Origin of the sequence: Streptomyces sp. NBC_00237 (assembly GCF_026342435.1) — a bacterium.
Taxonomy (GTDB): domain Bacteria; phylum Actinomycetota; class Actinomycetes; order Streptomycetales; family Streptomycetaceae; genus Streptomyces.
On sequence record NZ_JAPEMT010000005.1, the window covers coordinates 29335 to 44709 of the forward strand.

12 protein-coding genes and 2 pseudogenes are annotated in these 15375 nt (G+C 71.2%); 7 read left to right on the forward strand and 7 right to left on the reverse strand.

From position 1 onward, the window contains the following. Nucleotides 1-3 precede the first annotated feature (3 nt). On the forward strand, nucleotides 4-1365 hold the full coding sequence (locus tag OG897_RS36005) for an aminotransferase class I/II-fold pyridoxal phosphate-dependent enzyme (RefSeq protein WP_266663810.1): 1362 nt from the start codon (nucleotides 4-6) through the stop codon (nucleotides 1363-1365). A gap of 34 nt (nucleotides 1366-1399) precedes the next feature. On the opposite strand, the gene OG897_RS36010 is transcribed toward OG897_RS36005, so the two are convergent. Next, nucleotides 1400-2425: a DMT family transporter gene (locus tag OG897_RS36010; protein ID WP_266663812.1), complete on the reverse strand. Its 1026-nt coding sequence runs from the start codon at nucleotides 2423-2425 to the stop codon at nucleotides 1400-1402. A 74-nt stretch (nucleotides 2426-2499) separates the two neighbouring features. Here OG897_RS36010 and OG897_RS36015 point away from each other — a divergent pair, with 74 nt between their 5' ends. Beyond that, on the forward strand, nucleotides 2500-3405 hold the full coding sequence (locus tag OG897_RS36015; RefSeq protein ID WP_266663814.1) for a LysR family transcriptional regulator: 906 nt from the start codon (nucleotides 2500-2502) through the stop codon (nucleotides 3403-3405). Between the two features lie 84 nt (nucleotides 3406-3489). Here OG897_RS36015 and OG897_RS36020 read toward each other — a convergent pair whose 3' ends face one another. After that, on the reverse strand, nucleotides 3490-3963 hold the full coding sequence (locus OG897_RS36020) for a pyridoxamine 5'-phosphate oxidase family protein (protein WP_266663816.1): 474 nt from the start codon (nucleotides 3961-3963) through the stop codon (nucleotides 3490-3492). A gap of 138 nt (nucleotides 3964-4101) precedes the next feature. Between OG897_RS36020 and OG897_RS36025 the strand changes: the two genes are divergently transcribed. Beyond that, entirely contained in the window at nucleotides 4102-4740 is a 639-nt protein-coding gene (locus OG897_RS36025; protein WP_266663818.1) for an isochorismatase family protein, read from the forward strand. On the opposite strand, the pseudogene OG897_RS36030 reads toward OG897_RS36025, so the two are convergent. Then, nucleotides 4713-4946: pseudogene (locus OG897_RS36030) on the reverse strand (ArsR/SmtB family transcription factor); the annotation flags it as partial. The gene OG897_RS36025 and the pseudogene OG897_RS36030 sit on opposite strands and share 28 nt — an antisense overlap. A gap of 14 nt (nucleotides 4947-4960) precedes the next feature. On the opposite strand from OG897_RS36030, the pseudogene OG897_RS36035 reads away from it, so the two are divergent. Beyond that, nucleotides 4961-5197, forward strand: a pseudogene (locus OG897_RS36035) (MFS transporter); the annotation flags it as partial. Here OG897_RS36035 and OG897_RS36040 read toward each other — a convergent pair. The 4 genes from OG897_RS36040 to aspT (OG897_RS36055) all read right to left on the reverse strand — a co-directional run bounded on the left by OG897_RS36040 (nucleotide 5085) and on the right by aspT (OG897_RS36055) (nucleotide 12341). Continuing rightward, nucleotides 5085-6740 carry a bifunctional phosphatase PAP2/diacylglycerol kinase family protein gene (locus OG897_RS36040; protein WP_266663820.1) on the reverse strand — a complete coding sequence of 552 codons (1656 nt, stop codon included), beginning with the start codon at nucleotides 6738-6740 and terminating at the stop codon, nucleotides 5085-5087. The pseudogene OG897_RS36035 and the gene OG897_RS36040 sit on opposite strands and share 113 nt — an antisense overlap. Before the next feature lie 497 nt (nucleotides 6741-7237). Then, on the reverse strand, nucleotides 7238-8893 hold the full coding sequence (locus OG897_RS36045) for a bifunctional aspartate transaminase/aspartate 4-decarboxylase (RefSeq protein WP_266663826.1): 1656 nt from the start codon (nucleotides 8891-8893) through the stop codon (nucleotides 7238-7240). Between the two features lie 55 nt (nucleotides 8894-8948). After that, a complete protein-coding gene (gene aspT, locus OG897_RS36050; RefSeq protein ID WP_266663828.1) occupies nucleotides 8949-10652 on the reverse strand; it encodes an aspartate-alanine antiporter in 1704 nt (567 codons plus the stop codon). A gap of 3 nt (nucleotides 10653-10655) precedes the next feature. Then, entirely contained in the window at nucleotides 10656-12341 is a 1686-nt protein-coding gene (aspT, locus tag OG897_RS36055; protein WP_266663830.1) for an aspartate-alanine antiporter, read from the reverse strand. 213 nt (nucleotides 12342-12554) lie between these two features. On the opposite strand from aspT (OG897_RS36055), the gene OG897_RS36060 reads away from it, so the two are divergent. The 3 genes from OG897_RS36060 to OG897_RS36070 all read left to right on the forward strand — a co-directional run bounded on the left by OG897_RS36060 (nucleotide 12555) and on the right by OG897_RS36070 (nucleotide 15360). Further along, nucleotides 12555-13193, forward strand: coding sequence for an HdeD family acid-resistance protein (locus OG897_RS36060; protein ID WP_266663832.1), 639 nt, complete (start codon nucleotides 12555-12557; stop codon nucleotides 13191-13193). A 93-nt stretch (nucleotides 13194-13286) separates the two neighbouring features. Next, a complete protein-coding gene (locus tag OG897_RS36065) occupies nucleotides 13287-14255 on the forward strand; it encodes an ABC transporter ATP-binding protein (RefSeq protein ID WP_266663834.1) in 969 nt (322 codons plus the stop codon). Between the two features lie 115 nt (nucleotides 14256-14370). After that, a complete protein-coding gene (locus tag OG897_RS36070) occupies nucleotides 14371-15360 on the forward strand; it encodes an iron-siderophore ABC transporter substrate-binding protein (RefSeq protein WP_266663836.1) in 990 nt (329 codons plus the stop codon). Nucleotides 15361-15375: the final 15 nt, after the last annotated feature.

Below are 15375 nucleotides of genomic sequence, written 5' to 3' on the forward strand. Positions count from 1 at the left end.
TTTGTGCTAGGAGAGTATCGGATCAGCGGCGGACGTGCAGCAGAAATTTCCGCGAGTGTGGAGCGCGGGGTGGGGGAAGGTGCGCTCGCGCCGGGGCAACTCCTGCCGCCTATGCGGGAGTTGGCGGCCGAGCTGGGGGTGAATCCCAATACGGTCGCGTCCGCGTACCGGATGCTGCGGGAGCGCGGAGTGATCGAGACGGCCGGGCGGCGGGGGAGCCGCATCCGGGCGCGGCCCGCCGTGACGGCGCGCGAGTCGATCCGGGCGGACCTTCCCGAGGGCGTACGCGATCTGTCAATGGGCAATCCGGACCCGGCGCTGCTGCCGTCGTTGCGGGATGCGTTGGGGTGGGCCGTGGAGCGGGCGGACGCGCGGCCCGTGATGTACGGGGAGGAGACCGTCGAGCCGGAGCTGGCGCGGCTGGCCCGGGAGGGTTTCGACGCGGCAGGGGTTCCGGACGGGCCGGTGGCGGTGGCATCGGGTTCGCTGGACGCGATCGAGCGGGTGCTGGCCGTACACCTGAAGCCGGGGGACACGGTCGCGGTGGAGGATCCCGGGTGGGGGGCCATGCTCGATCTCGTGCCCGCGCTCGGACTGCGCGCTGTGCCGGTGGCGGTGGACGACGAGGGGCCGCTGCCGGGTGAGGTGGAGCGGGCCCTGCGGGGCGGGGCGAGAGCGGTCGTGGTGACGTCCCGGGCGCAGAATCCGACGGGGGCGGCGGTGAGCGCGCGGCGGGCGGCGGAGCTGCGGGAGGTGCTGGCGGGGTGGCCGACCGTGTTGTTGGTCGAGGACGACCACGGGCACGGGATCGTGGATCTGCCGGTGAACGCGCTGTCGGGTGGGCCTGCCGGTGCGCGGGCGGGTGGTGGGCCGTGGGTGTTCGTGCGGTCGGTTTCGAAGGGGTACGGGCCGGATCTGCGCGTTGCCGTGCTGACGGGTGACGCGGAGACCGTGGACCGGGTGCGGGGGAGGCAGCGGCTCGGGCCCGGGTGGGTGAGCCGACTGCTCCAGCAGGCGGTGGTGCGGTTGTGGACCTCGGGTGCGGTGGACACGGACGCGGTGGCGCGCTCGTACGGGGAGCGGCGGGACGCGCTGGTCGCGGGGCTGGCGGAGCGGGGCGTGCGGGCGTACGGGCGGAGCGGGATGAACGTGTGGGTGCCGGTGGCGGACGAGACGGGGGTGGTGGCGCGGATGCTCTATGCGGGGTGGGGGGTGGCGCCGGGGGCCCGGTTCCGGATGGCGGCGGGGGCGGGGGTCCGGTTGACCGTTTCCTCGTTGGGGGTGGAGGAGATCGGGGTGGTGGCGGATGCGGTGGCGGATGCGGTGGGGCCGGGGCCGAGGGAGGAGGGGCGGAGGTACGGGTGAGCGGGCGCGGGTGGGGGTGTTGGTGGGGTGCGGTTCAGGCCGCTGCGCGGGACCTTTCTTCTCTCTTCGCCAGGGCGTTGTGGCTGGGCGCGCCCGCGCGGCGGAGCCGCACGGTGTTACTGCCCCGCGCCCCTACGAGGGCGGCGCCTGCCAGGACGATGAGGGCGCCGACGGGGGTGTTCCAGGTGAGGTGTTCGTTGAGGAGGGTGACTCCGGCGGCGGTGGCGATCACCGGGATGAAGTAGGTGACCGTCTGCGCCGTCGTGGGCCCGACCTCACGGACCAGGTCGTACTGGATGAGCATGGCGAGGCCCGTGCCGAGTGCGCCGAGGGCGATGACGGAGAGGAGGGGGAGCAGGGGGAAGTGGGTGGGGAAGGTGGTGAAGAGGGGGGTGACCACCGCGAGTTGGGCGGTGCCGAGGAGGAGCTGGGTGCCGGTCATCGAGAGGGCCGAGTCCTTGTTGCCGCCCAGGGTGCGGCGCAGGTAGATCCAGCCGATCGGGTAGCTGAGGGACGCGAGGAGCGCCATCGCGGTGCCGGTCGGGTCGACGCCCGAGAAGCCCTGCCACGCGCCGAGCACGGTCAGTACGCCGATGAAGCCGAGGCCCAGGCCCGCGACGCGGCGGCGGGTGGGGCGGTCCTCCGAGAGCGCCACGAGGGAGAGGGCCATGCCCCACAGCGGGGAGGTGGCGTTGCAGATGCCCGCGAGCGTGGAGGGGATCGTCAGCTCGGAGTAGGCGAAGAGGGAGAAGGGGAGCGCGTTGAGGAAGAACGCGGCGACCGTGAGGTGACCCCAGGTGCGGAGGGCGCGGGGCAGGCGCTGGCGCTTCAGCGCCATGGCCGCCACCAGGACCAGGGCGCCGAAGAAGAGCCGACCGAAGGTGACCTGGAAAGGGGCGAAGCCGTGTGTGCCCACCTTGATGAAGAGGAAGCTGAAGCCCCAGATCAGGGCGAGCGCGGCGAAGCGTACGCGCCAGTCGAGCAGCGGGCGGTGAGATGGGGCGGGAGGGGAGGAGGGCGGCGCGGTGGTGCGGCTCCGGGCCGGGGTCACGAGGGTCATGAGGGTCACCATGGACCGGTTCAACCTCGTAGCACAAGCAACTTTTCGTGGCGGGACCGCGTAGCATTGCTTACATGTTGAATCTGGAGAGGCTGCGCACCCTGGACGCCCTCGCCCGGCACGGGTCGGTCAGCGGGGCGGCGGAGGGGCTGCACGTCACCACGTCCGCCGTGTCGCAGCAACTGGCCAAGCTGGAACGGGAGATCGGTGAGCCGCTGCTCGCCAAGAACGGGCGGGGGGTGCGGCTGACGGAGGCCGGTCGGCTGCTCGCCGGGCACGCGTCGGCCATCCTGTCGCAGGCGGAGCGCGCCCAGGCCGACATCGAGGCGCAGCGGGGGCGGGTCGTCGGCGATCTGACGCTGGCCGCCTTCCCGACCGCCGCCCGTGGGCTGGTGCCGACCGCGCTCGCCGGGCTGCGTGACCGTCACCCCCAACTCCGGGTGAAGATGCGGGAGATGGAACCGGATGCGGCGGTGAGGGGCGTGGTGCGCGGGGACTGTGACGTCGCCGTCGTCCTCGACTGGTACAACAAGCCGCTCTCCATGCCCGCCGGGCTCGCCAAGCGTGAACTCCTCGACGACCCGGCCGACGTCGCGATGCCGGTCGGGCATCCGCTCGCCGGGCGGGGCGAGGTGGACCTCGCGGAGTTCGCCGACGACGACTGGGTGACCTGGGCGGAGGGGGAGTTCTGCCACGAATGGCTGCTGCTGACGCTGCGGGGGGTGGGGGTGGAGCCCAGGCTCGCGCACGTGGCGGAGGAGCATGCCACGCAACTCGCGCTCGTAGAGGCCGGGTTGGGGGTGTGTGTCGCGCCCAGGCTCGGGCGGGGGCCGGTTCCGGAGGGGGTGAGTGTGGTGCCCGTACGGCATGCCATGCGGCGGCACGTGTACGCGGTGTGGCGCGCAGACGCCGACCGGCGGCCCTCGATCAGGGCGGCGGTGGAGGCGCTGGCGGCGGCGGGGGAGCGGGTGGCCAGTTAGGGGCGTCCGGCGAGGGCGCGGCCCGCAAGGGCCCTTCTGCCAGTGCCCTTCTGCCAGTGCCCTTCCGCGAGGGCTCTTCCGGGCTCAGAGGGCGGCCAGTTTGCGGAAGTCCCAGGAGGCGACGGCGTCCGGGGTCAGGCGCAGCCAGGCGTGGCGGCCGTCGTGCGGCATCTCGGCGAGGCCGAAGTACTTCTGTGTGAACATCCGCTCGGGGTCGGTGAGTTCGGGGCAGTCCTCGCCGGTGCGGGGAGCTTCGCCGACGAAGACCGCCGTGCCGGAGAGTTCGACGCCGCGCAGGTCCGCGTACTCCACGCCGTCGTCCACCACGACCGCGATCCGGGGGTCCTTGCGCAGCTGTCCCCAGCGGCGGCTGCGGGTGATCGAGTACAGCCAGAGCGAGGTGCCGTCCCACACGAACCACAGTGCGCCGATGTGCGGGGCGCCGTCCGCCGAGACCGTGGCCACCCGGCAGGTGCGCTGCTCGGTGAGGTAGGTGTCGCGCTCGGCGTCGGTCATCATGATGCGGCGGCCTCGGCGCTGGGTGTCGGTGGTGGTCATCTGGGCTCCCCTGCAAGGTGTCTGATGCTATGTCAGGTGTATGCGTCAGAAAGCATGCGGGCTCTTCCTTCGGGGCGCAATGGCCGTTAGGGTCGCGGCCCGGTCCTGGGGTGGTGGGAACTTCGGAGGGGTGTCGGGATGTCGTCGTACGAGCGGCTGGTGGCTCAGCTCGATCCGGGAACGACCGTGCTGCTCACGGTGGAGTGCCAGGAGGGTGTCGTCGGCGAAGACAGTGCGCTGCCCGAACTCGCCGCCCAGGCAAGGAAGTCGGGGGTTCTGGGGAACGTCGCCCGGCTGGTGGCGGCCGCGCACGGGGCCGGGGTGCAGGTCGTGCACGCGGTGGCCGAGCGTCGGCCGGACGGGCGCGGGGCGAGCCGTAACGCACGGTTGTTCCGGGCGGCGGAGCGGCTGCCCGTGCAGCAGATCGCGGGGACGCGAGCGGTGCGGGTGGCTGAGCCGATCGAGGTCGCGGAAGCCGACCTCGTGGTGCGGCGGCTGCACGGCCTGTCGCCGGTCGCGGGAACGGGCGTGGACGCGCTGCTGCGGAATCTGGGGTGCCGGAACGTGGTGGTGGTCGGGGTGTCGGCGAACGTCGCGGTGCCGAACGCGGTCTTCGACCTCGTGAACCTGGGGTACGGCGTGGTCGTGGCAGAGGACGCGATCGCCGGGGTCCCGGAGGAGTACGTGGCGGCCGTGGTGCGCAACTCGCTGGCGCTCGTGGCGACGGTGGCCGGGACGGGGGACGTGTGCGGGGTGTGGGGGGAGGGGCGGACGTAGCGGCGCTGGCGGTGGGCCGTCAGCAGGCCGGTGCGGCGCAGGACGGCCAGGTGGCGGGATGCCTCCGGGAGCGAGAGCTCCCAGACGCGGGCCAGTTCGCCGGTGGTGTGCGGGCCTCGGGCCAGGGTGCGCAGCAGGCACAGGCGTACGGGATGGGTGAGGGCTTCCCGGCGCAGGGTGCCCGTCTCCAGCGGCACCGGTCGTGGGAGGTCCGGTTCGGGTCCTGTACGCGGGCAGCGCCACCGCGCTCGTCGCCATCCTCGGTCCGGCTCGCGCGCTGGGCCGTACGCTCGCCCGCTTCGAGCTCTCCGCGGGACTCGGCCTCGCGGTGTTCCCGGCGGTGATCACCGCGCTGGCCCCTCACGGTCCGACGGCCCTGTGGGGCGGCCTCGCGACTGCGACGCTCCTCTCAGCCGGAGCTGTCGCCAGGGGGAAGGAGCGCCGTCAGGCGGGGTGAGGCGGGCGGTCGCGGTGAGGAACTGCTGGCGGATCTCGCCGAGGTCTCCGGCCGGGCTGTAGACGGTGAGGGCTCCCCGGGACTTCGTGAGGCGGAGTGAGTCCGGGGAGGGGGTCGTCTCGCCGTCGTGGGCGAGGAGGTCGACCTCGGTCAGGTCGTCGAGGGCGAGCCGCTCGACGCGTTCGGTGTGGAAGACCCGGGAGCGGTTCAGTGCGCCGCCGAGGGTGGAGACCGCCAGGCGGGTGCGGGCCAGGCGGGCGTCGGCGTCGACCGTACGGACGTCCAGGAGGCCCTCGTCCAGGTACGGGCGGTGGGAGGGGGCCAGGCCGTCGGGGTAGTAGTGGCCGTTGCCCGCGAACAGGAGCCAGAGCGTGCGGGGTTGGCCGTTGACGCGCAGGTGGAGGGGGGTGGCGTCGCGGAGGACGGAGAGGAGGGATACGGCTGCGGCGGGCCACTTGCCGATGCGGTCCTCCCACTGCTCGCGGCGGCGGACCAGTTCCGGGTAGAGGCCGATGCTGAAGGTGTTCACGAAGTCGGTGACGGGGGTGCCGTCGGTGCCGTCGCCCGTGCCGTCGTCCGTGCCGTCGGTCACGTGGGCCAGGTCGACGCGTACCGCTTCGCCGTGCTGGACCGCGTGCGCGGTGTCCTCGAAGGTGGCGGCGCCCGCGTCGAGGGCGAAGTGGTTGAGGGTGCCGCCGGGGAAGACGGCGAGGGGGAGGCCCGCCCGCGCCGCGCGGGAGGCCGCCGCGCTGACGGTTCCGTCGCCGCCGCAGACGCCGAGGACACCGGCCAGTTGGTTCGCCCGTACGACTGCCTTGTCGAGGATGTCGAGGAGGTCGTCGCCCTGCTCGCGGACCAGGATCTCCGCCTCGGGGAGGAGGATGCGCAGGTGCTCGTGGGCGGGGATGCGGCCCGGAACGCCTTTGCCTGAGCCCGAGTTGGCGACGATGACCAGGCCCTCGCCGTGGGGGAGCGCCGGGGCTTCGACGCGGGTGCGGCCGTCGCGTACGAAGGGCGGGCGTGGGGGCCACCAGTAGCAGGTGACGGCCGCTGCGGCGATGCCCAGGGCGCAGCCCGCGAGGACGTCACCGGGGTAGTGCACGCCGACGTACACCCGGGAGAAGGCGACGGCGGCGGCGACCGGGGCGACGAGCGCTCCGTACCGGGGGGCTTCGAGGGCGACTCCGGCGGCGAAGGCGGCGGCCGACGCGGAGTGGCCGGAGGGGAAGGAGGAGGTCCAGGGGGTTGTGGCGGGGCGGCGGACGAAGGGGACGCGGTCGGTGGCGGGTCGGTGGCGGCGGACCGCGTACTTGGCGACGACGTTGGTGGCGAGGGAGGCGAGGGCGAGGGAGCCGATGCCTCGGCGGGCGGCGCGGCGGGCTTTCGGGCCGCCGAGTGCGGCGAGGGTGGCGGCGGAGGCGAACCAGAGGCGGCCGTGGTTGGCGGCTCGGGAGAGGGCGGGGAGGGCTTGGTCGGCGCCGGGGATGTGGGCGGAGGCGATCTTGTCGAACACGGTGTGGTCGAGGTGGGTGAGGGGGTGCATGGGGCGGCCCCTTTCGGGGGGTTGGGGGCTGTGGAGCATGCCCTTTAGGGGCGCGGGGCTGTGTCACTGTGCGGCTCCGCCGCGCGGGCGCGCCCTTGAGGGGCGCGGGGAACTGCGCGGCCGGCCACGACGCGCCCGCACGTGTGCGGGACTGCCGCGCGGCGAGCGCTTTAGGTGAAGGGGTGGGTCTGGGGCGGCCCGCCGCAGGCGCACCGGGGTGCGGCGGCACCCGTCGGGCGAGGTAAGGGCGGGCGGCACCGGGGTGGGCCCGGAGCGAGGGGTGCCGCCCCCTTGCCCGCCCGTTCCGCCCCCGGGGGGCGGCCCCGCCGCCCAAGGGGACGAGGCAACGGCCCCGCCGCCCACGGGGACGAGGCGAGCCCCGCCGCCCAAGGGGGCCCGGCGCCCGAGGGGGTGGGGCGGAAGGGGAGGAAGGGATGGTCCCGCCGCCCCTGGGGGGAGGCGGGGGAGGGGAGGCCCGGCGTCCAAGGGGGTGGGGGTCAGGGGGTGGGGGTGGAGGACTGCCATTCGGTGATGTAGTCGGCGAAGATCTTGCGGAGGTGGTGGCCGATCTGGAGGTAGTCCAGGTCGTCCAGGTTCGCCAGGGAGGCGCGGACCGACCATTCCGGGCCGTCGAAGCCACCCCCGTTGAGAAGGACCACGCCGGTCTGCTCGGCCAGGCGGAACAGCGGGTCGACCGGCTCGTAGTTCTGCTCCAGGAAGTCCGCGAAAGCCTTGCCCTGGACGCGCTCGGCCTCGGCGAGGAGGTCGAGCTCGATGTAGTACGCCGCCCGCTTCGGGTCCTCCGCGATCTTCATCTGTGCGCCTTCGAGGAGGAGTTCGAGGCGGCGGTGGCAGATCGCGCGGATGCGGCGCTTGTACTCCTGGCCCTCCTCCAGCATGTCGAAGAGGGAGAAGAGGACCATCATGACCTGTTGGGGGAGGGAGAGGCCCGCGGTGTGGTTCAGGGCGACCTGGCGGGAGTCGGCGACCAGACGGTCGATGAAGCGGATCTTCTCGGGTTCCAGGGTGAGGGTGCCGTACCGCCGGGCGAGGGCGTCCTTGGTCTCCTGCGGCAGCGCGGCGATCATCTCGTCGATCACGTTGTCGTCGTGCAGGCCGATCACGCCGATGCGCCAGCCCGTCGCCCCGTAGTGCTTGGAGTACGAGTAGACCAGGAGCGTGTTGCGGGGGAGGTCGGCGGCGATCGAGCGGAACCCCTCCACGAACGTGCCGTACACGTCGTCCGTGACGATGACGAGGTTCGGGTTCGAGGTGGCGACGATCTCCTTGATCTGGTCGGTGACCCGCTGGGAGAGCGCGAGGGACGGCGGGTTGCTCGGGTTGACCAGGCAGACCATCCTGACCGAGGGGTCGGCGAGCTTGGCGACCTCCTCGGTGGGGTAGCGCCACTCGCGCACCCCGTTCTCGGCGAACATGCTGGCCGAGACGGGGACCACCTCGAAGTCGTACGTGTCGAGTTCCGGGATCTCCAGGTACGGGGTGAACTCCGGCACCATCAGCGCGATCTTGTCGCCCTTGTGGAGGATGCCGTTCTTCATGAGGGAGTCGAACAGGTAGCACATGGCCGCCGTGCCGCCCTCGGTGGCGAAGACGCTGAGGTTGTCGGCCGGGGGGTTCTTGTCGAACATCTCGTCCTGGAGGTAGCCGCGGACGACCTTCTCGCAGTGCGTCAGCATGCGGTCCGGGCTCGGGTAGTTGTCGCCGATCATCGAGTCGGCCATCTCGTGCACGAAGTCGTCCCTGACGAAGCCGAAGCGCTCCACCGCCAGGTCGAAGCTCGCCTTCAGCATCTCGATGCCGGGCAGGTCCGGATGCGTGCGCACGAAGCGCTCGAAGCGCTCGCCCGCGCCCGCCTTCTCCGGCATGCCGCCCAGGTTGTCGGCCGTCCAGACCCGGCGCGACTCGCCGAGGGCGAAGTAGCCGAGGGCGTGGAACGCCTCGCGGGGGCCGGTGGCGACCCAGTTGGGGTTGCCTCGGCCCGCGTTGAGCATGGTGCGGGCGGCCTCGCCCTTCTGGCCCGGCTTGTCCGCCTGCGCGGACTCGGCCAGCTTGATGAACTCGGCCTTCAGCTCGAAGGGGCTGAGGGAGGAGAGACGCTTCATCTCCTCGCGGCTGTACGTGGACTTGGGCATGGTGCGTCTCCGTTGCGCAGAAGGGGCGTTCAGTGGTGGAGCAGGTCGACGACCGTCAGTGATGGAGCAGGACGACGACCGCGCCCCAGATGGTCAGCAGCACGTTCCCGATGGCGTACGGGATCGTGTAACCGAGCGTGGGGATCTGGGACTTGGCGTTCTCGTTGAGGGCGCCGATCGCGGCGGTGGTGGTCTGGCCGCCCGCCAGGACGCCCATCAGGATCGGGAAGCGGATCTTCTGTACGTGATGGCCGAAGAGGAAGCCGACCAGGAGCGGGACGACCGTGGTGACCGCGCCGAAGACCAGCAGGCCCCAGCCCGCCGTGGACAGTCCGCTGGTGAAGCTGGGACCGGCGTTGATGCCGACGATCGCGACGAACATGCACAGCCCGAGTGTGTCCATCAACCACTGCGCGCCCGGCGGTACGTTGCCGAAGGTGGGGTACTTGCCGCGCAGGTAGCCGAAGACGAGGCCCATGATCAGGCCGCCGCCCGAGGTGGAGAGCGAGATCGGGACGCCGCCCATGGTGAGCGCGGGGATGCCGACGCAGCCGCCGAGGAAGATGCCGAGGCCCACCCAGATCATGTCGGTGGCGAAGGAGGTGGGGACCGGCTTCCCGATCGCCTTGCCCGCCGGGTCCACGAGGCGCTTGGGGCCGGTGAGGATGAGGGTGTCGCCGCGTTCCAGCCGGGTGCTGAGCCGGTAGGGGAACTCCGTGCCGGACCGGTACAGCTTGTCGACGTACACACCGACCATGAACGGCTCGCGCCGCAGGTCGGCGACGGTCTTGCCGAGCTGTGCCTTCTCGGAGGCGACGACGTGCAGGTGCTCGGTCTGGTAGCCCAGGAGTTCGACGTCGTCGGCCTCGCCGCCGATGTGGGTGCGGGCGTCGTACTCCACCAGGTCGCCGCGCAGTGCGCTCAGCGCGACGGTGTCGCCCTCGGCGAGGACCGTCGACTGGGACGGGGACAGAATCTGGCCGTCGCGTCTCACCTGGGTGAGGTAGATACGGCGGCCCAGTTCCTTCTGCTGGTTCTCGAAGTCCTCGACCGTGCGGCCCACGATGTCGGGGCGTTGCACGGTGTACGCGCGCAGCACGACCTCGTAGTAGCCCGCGTCCAGGTCGGGGTTGTCGTTGGGGGCGTCCATCTCCTTGGCGAGCGTGGCGCTCTCGGTGGCCAGGTCGCGGCGGTAGAGGCGGGGCAGGACGTTGGCGAGCAGCATCGCGCAGAGGATCGTGCCCAGCGGGTACGTCACCGCGTAGCCGACCGCGACGAGGTTCTCCTCCGTCTTGGCGTCGGCGCCGCTCAGCCCCGGCAGGGTGCTGATGGCGTCCTGGGCGACGCCGATCGCGGCGGACTGGGTGAGCGAGCCGCTCATCAGGCCCGCCGTCAGGCCGGGACCGTAGCCGAGCATCGCGGCGAAGCCCCACGCCACCAGCAGGCCGGTCACGCAGACGACGACCGCGTTGAGGACCTGGGGGAGCCCGTCCTTCTTGAGGCCCCGGAAGAACTGCGGACCGACCTTGTAGCCCAGGGCGAACAGGAACATGATGAAGAACAGGTCCTTCACCGTGCCGTTGACCGGCACCTTCAGCTGCGCGCCGAAGAGCAGGCCCATCACCAGGCAGCCGGTGACGGCGCCCAGTGCGATGGTCTTGTAGTGGATCTTCCCGACGAGGAAGCCGAGCGCGACCACCAGGAAGACGAGCAGTTCGGGGTGCGGCTTGAAGATGTCCCGCACCAGGAAGTCGATCATGGGTCAGGCCCCCAGGACACCGACGAGGATCGGTCCCGTCAGCGGAAGAAGGAAGTTGGAGAGGGTGTAGGTGATCGTGTAGCCGAGCATCGGCACCGAGCTCTGGGCCGTCTGGGTGATGGAGGTGATGGCCGGGGTGGAGCACTGCTGTCCGGCGATCGCACCGATCAGCAGGGGCTTCTCGATCTTCAGGAGCTTCCGGCCGACGATGAGGGAGAGCGTCGCGGGCACCAGCACCATGGCGATCCCGGCGAACGGCAGCAGTGCTCCGTACTCCTTGAGCAGCGGCCACGCCTGCGGCCCCGAGACCAGGCCCGTACAGGCGATGAACAGGGCGAGACCCATGTCCTTCAGCGTGTTCGCGGCCTGCGGCGGGAACGCGCCGAAGGTCTGCGTGCGGGAGCGGAACCAGCCGAAGAGCAGCCCGGAGATCAGGCAGCCGCCGCCGGTGCCCAGCGACATCGGGATGTCGCCCATCGTGACCACGAGCTGGCCGATCAGGGAGCCGACGACGATGCCCAGGCCCAGGTAGATGAAGTCGGTGGCGTCGTTCTTGACCACCGCGCCGATCTTGGCGACCAGCTTGGAGAGCCCGGAGCGCGCGCCGACCAGGGTCAGGACGTCGCCCCGGTGGACGACGGTGTCGGGGTTGGCGGGGAGCTGCTGGTCGCCGCGCAGGACGTCGGTGATGTAGACGCCGTCCTTGATGAACTCCGGGTGCCTGCGCTGGAGTTGGTCGATGGTCAGGCCGTCCGTCGCCTTGTCGGTCACGGCGATCTGGCGGGAGGTGAGCGGGGTGTCGAGGCCGGGGATGCCGGGGGTCTCCGGGCCGATGAGGCGGCCCGCCTCGATGGTGTTGGCCCGCCGTCCGACGATCAGGACCAGGTCGGAGAGGGTGAGGCGGAGGTTCGGGGCGGCCGGGTAGACCTTGCTGCCCCGCTTGACCGCCTCGACCGTGATGCGTCCGTCGAGGCCCGACTCCAGGTCGCTGACGGTGCGGCCGTCCGCGTGCGTCACCAGGTACGTACGTCCGACCAGGCCGGGCAGCGCGGCCCGCTCGTCGGACTCCAGGCCGCCCTGACCGCCGCCGCCGCGCATCTTCTCCCACAGCTCGCGGGAGGCGTCGGCCAGGTTGATGCGCATCAGCATCGGCATGATCTGGCTGGTGTAGAGCACGATCGTGATCAGGCCGAAGAGGTAGCAGACCGTGTACGCGGTGGCGACGTGGCCCTGGTACTGGGTGATCTGGTCCGGTGTCAGGTTGCCGAGCTTGCCGATGGCCTCGGTCGCGGTGCCGACGACCGCGGACTCGGTGGCCGCGCCCGCGAGGATGCCGGAGGCGGTGCCGACGTCGAGGTCGAAGACCTTCGCGAGGCCGTACGCGATGCCCAGGACGCTGACCAGCTCGATGAGGCAGAGCACGAAGAAGCGCAGGCTCTTGCGGTTGAGGTTCGCGAAGAACTGCGGGCCCGCCAGGTAGCCCAGCGAGAAGATGAACAGGGCGAAGAAGACGGTCTTCACGTCGCCGGAGACCTGAACCTCCGCCCAGGCCCCCATCAGCAGGGACACGATCAGGGTGCCGCAGATGCCGCCGAGCGTGATGGGCCCGACACGGACCTTGCCGACCAGGTAGCCGAGGGCCAGACACAGGAACAGCGCGAGTTCGGGATGGTCCTTCAGAACGCCCATAGTCGTCAGATCCCGGAGAGAGTCGGATGAGGCTGATGAAAGCGGTGCAAAGTGGGACTTGTCGCTCAACGTAGCAACGTGACTACGGGTCGGCACGTCCGGTGGGGGCGCTCGGTGGGCGTGCCCGGGTCGCTCGCGGTGCGGGTTCGGTGAGTGTTTGCTCTAGTGGGGGTGCACGTTGTTCTGGTGGGGGGTGAACGGAGGAATCGCTCCATGACCACGGATCAGACGTCACCCCAGCCCCCGCCCCCGGCGTCCGAAGGGGGCCCGCAGTGGGGCCCGCGCCCCGAGGAGGGGCCGCTGCACCGGCTCGGCAAGGGGGCCTGGCAGGCGGTGCTCGCCGCCGGTCTCGCCGCACTCGTCCTGGGTGTCATGGTGCTCGCCTGGCCGGGCGCCACGCTCGTGGCCGTCGCCGCGCTCTTCGGTGTCTACCTGCTGGTCAGCGGCGTGATGCAACTGGTCGCGGCCTTCGGCACCCATGTCTCCACGGCGTTGCGGGTGATGGCCTTCATCAGTGGCGCGCTGTCGATCCTGCTGGGCCTGTTCTGCTTCCGCGGTGCGATGCAGTCGCTGCTGCTGCTCGCCCTGTGGATCGGCATCGGCTGGCTGTTCCGCGGCATCACCCAGACGATCGCCGCCGCCTCCGACTCCGCGGTCCCCGCCCGCGGCTGGCAGATCTGCCTCGGCATCCTCACCGCCATCGGCGGCGTCGTGCTGATCGCGTCACCGCTGAGCTCGGTCGCCGTGCTCACCGTCCTCGGCGGCTGCTGGCTGCTCGCGGTCGGCGTCGTCGAGATCATCACGGCCTTCAGCATCCGCAGCAAGGCGCGCAAGGTGCCGCGCGAGCTCTGAAGCACCCCGTGAAGCAGGCCCCCCGACCGGCCGTCAGGCCGGATCGGGGGAGGGCGTTTTCGGCCAAGTTTAGGTTAGGCTAACCTTCAGTACGTGAAAGCCGGTGAAGAACTTCCGCAGGCCGCGACCCCCCGTGGCCACACCCTCTCCGCCACGGGCGTGACGGTGGCGTACGACGGTGTCGACGTCGTGCACGAGGCGTCCCTGGAGCTTTCGCCCGGCCAGGTCACCGTCCTGGTCGGGCCGAACGGCAGCGGAAAGTCGACGCTGCTGCGCACCGTCGCCCGCCTCCAGCAGGCGCGGCACGCGGCGCTCACCCTCGACGAGGGCACCGACGGCCTGGCGCTGAGCCCCCGTGAGTTCTCGCGGCACGTCGCCCTGCTGACCCAGGGACGGCCCACGCCCAGCGGGCTCTCCGTACGGGACGTCGTGGACTTCGGGCGCTACCCCTACCGGGGGCGCTGGGGCAAGGCCGACCCGGGCGGCCGGGAGGCAGTGGACCGGGCGCTGGCGATGACCGGCGTCACCGAACTCGCCGAACGCGGTGTCGAGCACCTGTCCGGCGGTCAGCTCCAGCGGGTGTGGCTCGCGGGGTGCCTCGCGCAGGAGACCGGCGTACTGCTCCTCGACGAGCCGACGACGTATCTCGATCTGCGCTACCAGGTCGAACTGCTCGATCTGATAAGGGACTTGGCCGACGACCACGGCATCGCCGTCGGCGTCGTGCTGCACGACCTCGACCAGACCGCGGCCATCGCGGACCGGATCGTCCTGCTCAGGTCGGGCCGGGTCGTCGCGGACGGCACCCCCGAGGACGTCCTCACCCCGGAACGGCTGACCGACACGTACGGCATCCGCATCGAGGTCTCCACCGACCCGCTCACCGGACGGCTGCGCACCCGTGCCATCGGCCGCCACCACACCCGGCGGACCCCCGACGGCGTACGCATGCTGGACAGCGACAGCGCGCGGGAGGACACCGCCGCGCAGGGCGAAACCGCCGCGCGGGGTACCAGATCCGCGCAGGCCGACGAGCCCGCTCAGGCCGGGAACCGCGCGTAGCGCCGTACCACCCCAGACTTCTCCGTCCCCGTACGACCACCCCGTACAACCACTCCGTACGACCCCCAGCAGAATCGCGCACCCCCGCGCACTTCGAAAGGCTCAAGTCCCCGTCATGAGACGACACCTCCTCCTCGCCGCCGCAGCCACCACCACGGCCGTCCTCGCCCTCAGCGCCTGCGGCACCACGGAGCCCGCCGCGGACAAGAAGAAGGAGACGAAGGCCGCCGAGGCCATCACGCTCACCGGCGCCGACGGCAAGACGGTCAAGCTCGACGCCCCCGCCAAGAAGGTCGTCGGCACCGAGTGGGACGTCGTCGAGCAGCTCGTGTCGCTCGGCGTCGAGCCGGTCGGCGTCGCCGACATCAAGGGCTACAACGACTGGGACAAGGCCGCCCCCCTGACGAAGTCCCCGAAGGACATCGGCACCCGCGGCGAGCCCAGCATGGACACCGTCGCCGCCCTCGCGCCCGACCTGATCGTGGCCACCACGGACCTGCCGCCGGCCGCCGTCAAGCAGCTGGAGAAGGTCGCCCCGGTCCTGACCCTGAAGGGTGCCGACGCCAAGGACCCCATCGGCACCATGACGAACAAGCTGGACCTGATCGGCAAGGCCACCGGCACCACGGCCAAGGCCGACGAGCTCAAGAAGGGCTTCGAGACCAAGCTCTCCACCGCCAAGGCGGAACTGGAGAAGGCCGGGCACAAGGGCACCAAGTTCGCCTTCGCCGATGGCTACCTCACCGGCAACCAGGTCGGCATCCGCCCCTTCACCAGCGGCTCGCTGATCGGCGCGGTCAACGACAAGCTCGGCCTGGTGAACCCCTGGAAGGTCGAGGGCGACAAGGACTACGGTCTGGGCAAGGCCGACGTCGAGGGCCTCACCAAGCTCGACAAGGACACCGAGTTCGCCTACATCTCCAACGAGGCGGACAAGAGCAGCACCGTCTTCGACGGCACGCTCAAGGACAACGCCGTGTGGAAGTCCCTGCCGTTCGTCAAGGGCAACAAGGTGCACCGCCTGCCCGACGGCGTGTGGATGTTCGGCGGCACCGCGTCGATGGAGAAGTACGTCGACTCCGTCGTCACCGCGCTGAAGAAGTAACGACGGGACACGCGT

What these genes read in the sequence shown, in the direction of transcription:
- OG897_RS36010 (WP_266663812.1), bottom strand. Translation starts at nt 2,425, where the DNA reads ATGACCCTCGTGACCCCGGCCCGGAGCCGCACCACCGCGCCGCCCTCC.
- OG897_RS36015 (WP_266663814.1), top strand. Translation starts at nt 2,500, where the DNA reads ATGTTGAATCTGGAGAGGCTGCGCACCCTGGACGCCCTCGCCCGGCAC.
- OG897_RS36020 (WP_266663816.1), bottom strand. Translation starts at nt 3,963, where the DNA reads ATGACCACCACCGACACCCAGCGCCGAGGCCGCCGCATCATGATGACC.
- OG897_RS36025 (WP_266663818.1), top strand. Translation starts at nt 4,102, where the DNA reads ATGTCGTCGTACGAGCGGCTGGTGGCTCAGCTCGATCCGGGAACGACC.
- OG897_RS36040 (WP_266663820.1), bottom strand. Translation starts at nt 6,740, where the DNA reads ATGCACCCCCTCACCCACCTCGACCACACCGTGTTCGACAAGATCGCC.
- OG897_RS36045 (WP_266663826.1), bottom strand. Translation starts at nt 8,893, where the DNA reads ATGCCCAAGTCCACGTACAGCCGCGAGGAGATGAAGCGTCTCTCCTCC.
- aspT (WP_266663828.1), bottom strand. Translation starts at nt 10,652, where the DNA reads ATGATCGACTTCCTGGTGCGGGACATCTTCAAGCCGCACCCCGAACTG.
- aspT (WP_266663830.1), bottom strand. Translation starts at nt 12,341, where the DNA reads ATGGGCGTTCTGAAGGACCATCCCGAACTCGCGCTGTTCCTGTGTCTG.
- OG897_RS36060 (WP_266663832.1), top strand. Translation starts at nt 12,555, where the DNA reads ATGACCACGGATCAGACGTCACCCCAGCCCCCGCCCCCGGCGTCCGAA.
- OG897_RS36070 (WP_266663836.1), top strand. Translation starts at nt 14,371, where the DNA reads ATGAGACGACACCTCCTCCTCGCCGCCGCAGCCACCACCACGGCCGTC.